General features: G+C 49.0%; 8 protein-coding genes. 7 read left to right on the top strand and 1 reads right to left on the bottom strand.

Annotation, left to right across the window (positions count from 1 at the left end):
- The 7 genes from ACI351_RS02095 to ACI351_RS02065 form a co-directional block, all read left to right on the top strand.
- Window positions 1-1,191, top strand: a 1,191-nt coding sequence (locus ACI351_RS02095) for an MDR family MFS transporter (RefSeq protein ID WP_439733604.1), incomplete at its 5' end; no start/stop codon positions are given.
- Window positions 1,192-1,203: 12 nt separating this feature from the next.
- Entirely contained in the window at window positions 1,204-1,422 is a 219-nt protein-coding gene (locus ACI351_RS02090; protein WP_439733603.1) for a hypothetical protein, read from the top strand.
- 1 nt (window position 1,423) lies between these two features.
- Window positions 1,424-1,981 carry a Maf family protein gene (locus ACI351_RS02085; RefSeq protein WP_439733602.1) on the top strand — a complete coding sequence of 186 codons (558 nt, stop codon included), beginning with the start codon at window positions 1,424-1,426 and terminating at the stop codon, window positions 1,979-1,981.
- Window positions 1,978-2,904, top strand: coding sequence for a thioredoxin-disulfide reductase (trxB, locus tag ACI351_RS02080; RefSeq protein WP_439733601.1), 927 nt, complete (start codon window positions 1,978-1,980; stop codon window positions 2,902-2,904). Before ACI351_RS02085 ends, trxB begins: the two co-directional genes overlap by 4 nt.
- 126 nt (window positions 2,905-3,030) lie before the next feature.
- Entirely contained in the window at window positions 3,031-3,540 is a 510-nt protein-coding gene (locus ACI351_RS02075) for a flavin reductase family protein (RefSeq protein WP_439733600.1), read from the top strand.
- A gap of 85 nt (window positions 3,541-3,625) precedes the next feature.
- Window positions 3,626-4,537, top strand: coding sequence for a GTPase Era (gene era, locus ACI351_RS02070; protein ID WP_439733599.1), 912 nt, complete (start codon window positions 3,626-3,628; stop codon window positions 4,535-4,537).
- 247 nt (window positions 4,538-4,784) lie between these two features.
- On the top strand, window positions 4,785-5,528 hold the full coding sequence (locus tag ACI351_RS02065) for a type IV pilin protein (protein ID WP_439733598.1): 744 nt from the start codon (window positions 4,785-4,787) through the stop codon (window positions 5,526-5,528).
- A 21-nt stretch (window positions 5,529-5,549) separates the two neighbouring features.
- Here ACI351_RS02065 and ACI351_RS02060 read toward each other — a convergent pair.
- On the bottom strand, window positions 5,550-6,073 hold a 524-nt coding region (locus ACI351_RS02060), incomplete at its 5' end, for a prepilin-type N-terminal cleavage/methylation domain-containing protein (RefSeq protein WP_439733597.1).

Below are 6,073 nucleotides of genomic sequence, written 5' to 3'. Positions count from 1 at the left end.
TTGCTGTTTGGATACGGCTTATCGCTGCCTTTTTTTACCATTTATCTTATCAGCCAGCGCCACCTGTCGCCCGCTATGGCAGGGCTGGTGATTGCCTTGGCCGGTCTTTCCCGCTGTGTTTCCAGCTTCATCAGCGGCGAACTGGCCGACGCGTTTGGCCGTAAAAAAGTGATGATGTGGGGGTTGTTCTCTCAAATTGTGGCGATGTTTGCACTGGGGCTGTGTATTGAGTTTAACGCCCAAGTGGGGTGGATGCTGACGTGTTATTTTTTAACTACGTTTTTGGGCGCGTTTTTCCGTCCGGCGTCCAACGCGTGGGTGACGGACAACACTTCCCCCAAAGAACGCGTGGAAGCGTTCGGTATTTTGCGTATCGGGCTGAATATCGGCTGGGCGCTCGGTCCTGCGGCAGGCGGCTTTTTGGTGCGGTATTCGTACAGCTTGGCATTTTTCTTTACCGCGCTTTTGTATGCGTCCACCATTTTGTATTTGGGCCGTTTGATTACGGACAAGCACGTGCCGTGCAAATCCCGCAAGCCGAGTTTTGTTTCCGCGCTGACGTCTTTAAAAGATTCGCGCCTTGCCAAAATTTGTTTGTATGTGGTGCTGATTACGGCAGTCAACTCGCAGCTGGTCGTCGGGCTTTCCATTCATTGTAAACAGTATTTGCAAATGCCGGAAAATTATATCGGCTGGTTTTTTACCATCAATGGGCTTGTCGTTGTATTTTTACAGTATTGGGCTACCAAAATTATGGCCAAAATGCGGCTGTCTACGGCTATGCTGATCGGCTGTTTGCTTTATGCCGTCGGGTTTGGTTCGGTGGGATTTTTTGATACGTTTGCGCTGATTGCCGTGGGCGTATTTTTAGCCGGCGTGGGAGAATTGATTGTTTCCCCGGGGGAACAGACGATGGTGTCCAACATTGCGTCGCGCGATACGCGCGGGCGGTATTTGGGTATGCTGATGGTGTTTTATAATTTGGGGTCCTCGCTGGGGTTTTTCGGGGCGGGACTGTTGGGCGATTATGTAGCGCCGCGGTTACTGGCCGGCCCGTGGTTAATTGTGGGGGCGGTGGCGGTGTTGGCGGGGATCGGGTTTTGGTCTATGCGCCGCAGTCTTACACCGGAAGAGGACGGAAAAACCAATGTGCCTGTGCCGATTAAAAAAGATACAATCACTTTAAATTAGTCAGGAGATAGTATGAGAGGAATTGTTTTTGCCGTACTAACGCTTATTGTGGGGGCTTTAATCGCCCTCGGGTTGGAAAAACTGGCTTCTTTTTTGCCCCAGCAAATGGACGGTGCGCTTACGCGTGTATATGCTATTGGCGTGCATCCGATTGCCCTGCACGTAACCGTTTGCGGCATTATCGGTTTGATGCTGGGATATATCATTATTTCCAAATTTGTGAAGAAATAATATGCGGCTTATTTTGGCTTCCAAGTCGCCCCGTCGTATTGAGTTGTTAAAAAAGCTGGGGCAGCATTTTGAAATTGTTCCTTCCCAAAGTCCGGAGCGTACGGATTATAAACGCCCCGCGGCGCGTGTGAAAGATTTGGCCGTAAAAAAAGCATTTGACGTAGCCAAAAAATATCCTGCGGCCGTGGTCATCGGCGCAGATACGCTTGTGTACTGCAAGGGGGAAGTTATCGGTAAACCGAAGGATAAAAAGGATGCCCTGCGCATTTTAAACAAATTAAACGGTTCGTGGCAAAGCGTTTATACGGGCGTTTGCGTGATGTGTTTGGAGAAACAGAAAATGCTGTTTGGTCACGATGTTTCCAAGTGTAAGGCACGCAAATTGTCCGCCGCTGAACTGGAACAAATGGCGGGCAAACATTTAGATAAGGCCGGCGCCTACGCGGTGCAGGACGATGACGATAAATTTATAGAGAAAATCGTCGGCAGCCGCACGAACGTGGTGGGGTTTCCGGTGGAGTTTTTTGAAAAATTATTTAAGGAGTTTTTGGCTTTATGATTGAAACGGATTTATTGATTATCGGTGCGGGTCCCGCAGGCTGCAGTGCGGCCATTTATGCGGTGCGCGCCGGTGTAAAAACGGTTGTGGCGGGCGGGGCAATCCCGGGCGGACAGCTGTTGCAGACGAGTGAAATTGAAAATTACGCGGGATTTGTAAACCCCGTCGGCGGGTTTGAAATGATGGACGCTATGCACAAACAATGCAAACGGTTGGGTGTGGAAATTACCTCCGATGAGGTGGAACATATTTCCGGCGAAAAGAGTCCGTTTACCGTCTTGTGTTCGGGCGGTAAAGAGTATAAGGCGAAAAGCATTATCATCGCTACCGGAGCCACTGCGCGTTGGTTGAATTTGCCGGAAGAGAAAGAATTTAAAGGTAAAGGTTTGTCCGCCTGTGCCACGTGCGACGGATTTTTTATGCGCGGCAAAAAAGTGTGTATCGTAGGCGGCGGAAATACGGCGTTTGAGGATGCGCTGTTTCTGGCGCAATTTTGCACGGAAGTTAATTTAATTCACCGCCGCGACGCGTTCCGCGCTGACCAAGTGACGGTGGAACAAGTCAAAAATAATCCTAAAATCAAACTGATTTTAAACAGCGTTCCCGTTAAAATTTTAGGAACGGATGCGGTAGAAGGCGTGCGGGTAAAAAACGTTAAAACGGGAGAAGAAACTGATCTCTCTTGCGCCGGACTTTTCGTAGCAATCGGTGCGGTGCCGCAGACGGAATTTTTAAAAGATTCTTTGGTGGCGCTCGCTGACAACGGCCTTGTGCTGGCGGATGAGCGTACTCATACTACTATTGAGGGTATTTTTGCCGCAGGAGACTGCGCGGACAAATATTACCGCCAAGCGGTCATCGCCGCGGGATCGGGTGCGAAGGCGGGTATTGAAGCTGCTGCGTTCATCAACTTACATCGGTAGTAAAATATAAAAAATCCCCGCGCGGCCGTTTATGCCCCGCGGGGATTTTGACTTCACATATAACCCAAAATAGGGCTTGTGTTATGGTGTTTTTTAGGTAAACTGAAAACAGGGGGAAAATCTATTATGCAAAGAGTAACGTACAATTTCAATGCGGAAAAGAATTTAGGCATTTTGTCCAAAGCCGCCTTTCTGACCACTAAGTGGGAAGACAAGGTGAACACAATGGTCATCGGGTGGGGAACGGTAGGTGTAATGTGGCGGCTGCCGGTATTTATCGCGATGGTGCGCAAAAGCCGGTTTACGTATGAACTGTTGGAGAAATCCCGTGAATTTACAGTCACGTTCCCGTATGGGGAGTTGCCTCCCGCTGCTTTGGCGGTCTGCGGGCAGGAGTCAGGCCGCAAAATGGATAAGCTGGCTGCCAGCGGACTGACGGTTTGTCCTGCCCAAGTCATCAATACACCGGTACTTAACGTAGCCGGTATGCATTATGAATGTAAACTGGTGTACGACCGTATGATGGGGGAGGAGAAGCTTGATAAAGCATTAAACGAACTGTGGTATACCAAAAAACCGGAAAATTACCACGCTTTTTTTATTGGCGAAATCGTAGACAGCTATATTACTGAGTAACGCGTGTGAATTAAAAGGCGTATTTTGCGCCGCTTGCCGGAGAGCCCGCGGCGTTTTTTGCGGTAAAAATAGGTATAATACATCTATGGACGAAAAAAAATTCAGAAGCGGTTTTGCCGTGCTTGCCGGACTTCCCAACGCGGGCAAGTCTACGCTGCTCAATGTCTTGGCGGGAGGGCTTCTCTCAGCGGTGTCTTACAAGCCGCAGACGACGCGCCAAAACATTTTGGCGATTGCGGACGGGGACGATTACCAAGTGGTGTTTGTGGATACCCCGGGGTTTTTATCCGCGCAGTATAAGCTGCAGCAAACGATGGCCGCGTGCGTGGACCGCGCTGTAGGCGAGGACGCCGACTTGGTGCTTTTTATGGTGGACGCGTCCGCCGATTATGCGCTTAACGCCAAACTGGTGGAAAAATTAAAAACCGTTTACTGTCCTATTTTTCTCGTCTTGAACAAAACCGATTTGGTGAAAGATTCCGCCGTATTGGATGCGTTGGAAGCGCGCGTAAAGGCGGATTTACCCATTGAGAAAACTTTCCGTATTTGCGCCGCAAAGGGCGAAGGGGTAGAAGCTTTAAAAGAAGCGGTGGTATCGTCTATGCCCTATAGTCCCGCGTATTTTCCGCAAGGCCAATGGACGGACCGCTGGGAACGGTTTTATGCGGCGGAATTTATCCGCGAGCAGATTTTCCTGTTGTACAAAAAAGAAATTCCGTACAGCACATACGTGGAAATTGAAACCTTTACTGAAGATTTAGGTCCCAAAAACTATATCCGCGCCAACATTCACGTCGAGCGCGAGAGCCAAAAGCCGATTTTAATTGGCAAAGGCGGCGCGGCGATTGCGGAGCTGAGAAAGCGCGCACAAAAACGTGTGGAAGAATTTTTGGGCCGAAAGTACCGTTTGGAACTGAACGTGGTAGTGTCGCCCGACTGGCGCAATAACACGACAATGCTGGAAAAATTCGGTTATATCGTGCGCGACGAGCGGTAGCATTTTTTTGCAACATACAGGCGGAGGAAGAGTTATCTTCCTCCGCCTTTTTTGTGTTTCTGTGCCGCGGAAAAAAGGAGGCGGAAAGGGCGCCGTATGTGGGGCTTGTTTTGTTTTTTTTTTTTGATATCATAGGTTCATCCCGTGATGTTTCTGCACGGGATCTCCCTTTGTTCCTTACAATCGGCAGATTCTGACCCTGCGGGCCGCCAGAGACAGGATGACTTTTTTAATGGAGAAAACGAATATGAAAGGTTTTGGTGCCGTCATCCTGAATTTATTTCAGGATCCAGCCGTTAATAAAATAAAATCTTCCGCTTGGATACTGAAACAAGTTCAGTATGACCATACGATTAAAGGTTTTACGTCTTGCCGTCATCCTGAACTGACGGCTATACATTGTTGCCGTCATCCTGAACTTGTTTCAGGATCCAGTCATCCGATTTCAGGGTCCAGTAAAATGGGTTTTACGTTAATTGAATTGCTCGTGGTTGTATTAATTATCGGCATTTTAGCCGCCGTTGCCTTGCCGCAATATCAAAAAGCCGTGCTGAAAAGCCGCCACGCCAATGCGTTGGTTTTGCTGCGTGCTATTAAAGACGCGGAAGAACGCTATTATATGGAAAACGGAGAATATACAACCGATTGGGAGGCGTTAGATATTTCTCTCCCGTCTTCCTGCACGGTTAACGGCATTTCGGCGCAGTGTAACATCGGCGGCATGAATACAGCCTATACTCTTTCCACCGGCAATTTTAGTCACCCCAATTATTATGCCGTTCTCGCGACCGTCAGTAATTCTAAACTATGGCTCCGTTGGCAGTGGCAGTTGAATTTTGCTTCTATTTGGCCCGGCAAAAAGATTTGTTTTCCGCGAGATTCCGACGGAAATATAGGACGCGAACTGTGCCAATCGTTTGGCGGAAAGGAATGCGGGGCGTATGCAGGGTGGTATCCGGGTGTTTCCAAAATATATTGTCTGCCGGACTAAAATTTTTTCTGTGCGGAGAACCTAGCGGATTAAATAAGCCTCTTTTCCGTCTATAGTTATCGGGCCGCCCTCGGCTTGCGTTTGGCAGAAATCTTTTCCCGCAGGGTTAAGCGGCACGCACGCAAGACGCATAAAATTGTTGACGGTAGTCAGTTCGTATGCGGCGTGCGGGTTACTGTTTATTTGGGTGAATACGGCTTCCCAGCAGGGGGTGTTGGCGCTATCCCCGCCGCGGCAGATGATGTTTCCCGTAAAATTTTTAAGTTTTTCCTCTTGCAGGCGTTTTGTCATGCGGTCGGCTTGTTCTTGCGACATAAAGCGGCCGGACGCAAAATTTTTCTGCCTTCCCCATAACATTACCACTTCGGTAATGCGCGCGTTCTCTACCGCGTTGTAGTAATACGGCAGCGCGGCGGCGGTTAGTATGGTGATAATGAGTATGGCGGCCAGCAGTTCAAGCAGCGTAAAACCTGTTTTATTGGATCCTGAAACCGGGTGACTGGATCCTGAAACCGGATGACTGGATCCTGAAATAAATTCAGGAT

Source organism: Candidatus Avelusimicrobium sp. (assembly GCF_051874775.1).
In the GTDB taxonomy this organism is placed as follows: Bacteria; Elusimicrobiota; Elusimicrobia; order Elusimicrobiales; family Elusimicrobiaceae; genus Avelusimicrobium.
Note: the sequence above shows the minus strand (reverse complement) of the source record. Positions and strands in the feature narration are given on the sequence as shown.

Bases quoted from the DNA above. Each gene is read 5' to 3' on its own strand.
- ACI351_RS02085 (WP_439733602.1), top strand. From the start codon at position 1,424: ATGCGGCTTATTTTGGCTTCCAAGTCGCCCCGTCGTATTGAGTTGTTA.
- ACI351_RS02075 (WP_439733600.1), top strand. From the start codon at position 3,031: ATGCAAAGAGTAACGTACAATTTCAATGCGGAAAAGAATTTAGGCATT.
- era (WP_439733599.1), top strand. From the start codon at position 3,626: ATGGACGAAAAAAAATTCAGAAGCGGTTTTGCCGTGCTTGCCGGACTT.
- trxB (WP_439733601.1), top strand. From the start codon at position 1,978: ATGATTGAAACGGATTTATTGATTATCGGTGCGGGTCCCGCAGGCTGC.
- ACI351_RS02090 (WP_439733603.1), top strand. From the start codon at position 1,204: ATGAGAGGAATTGTTTTTGCCGTACTAACGCTTATTGTGGGGGCTTTA.
- ACI351_RS02065 (WP_439733598.1), top strand. From the start codon at position 4,785: ATGAAAGGTTTTGGTGCCGTCATCCTGAATTTATTTCAGGATCCAGCC.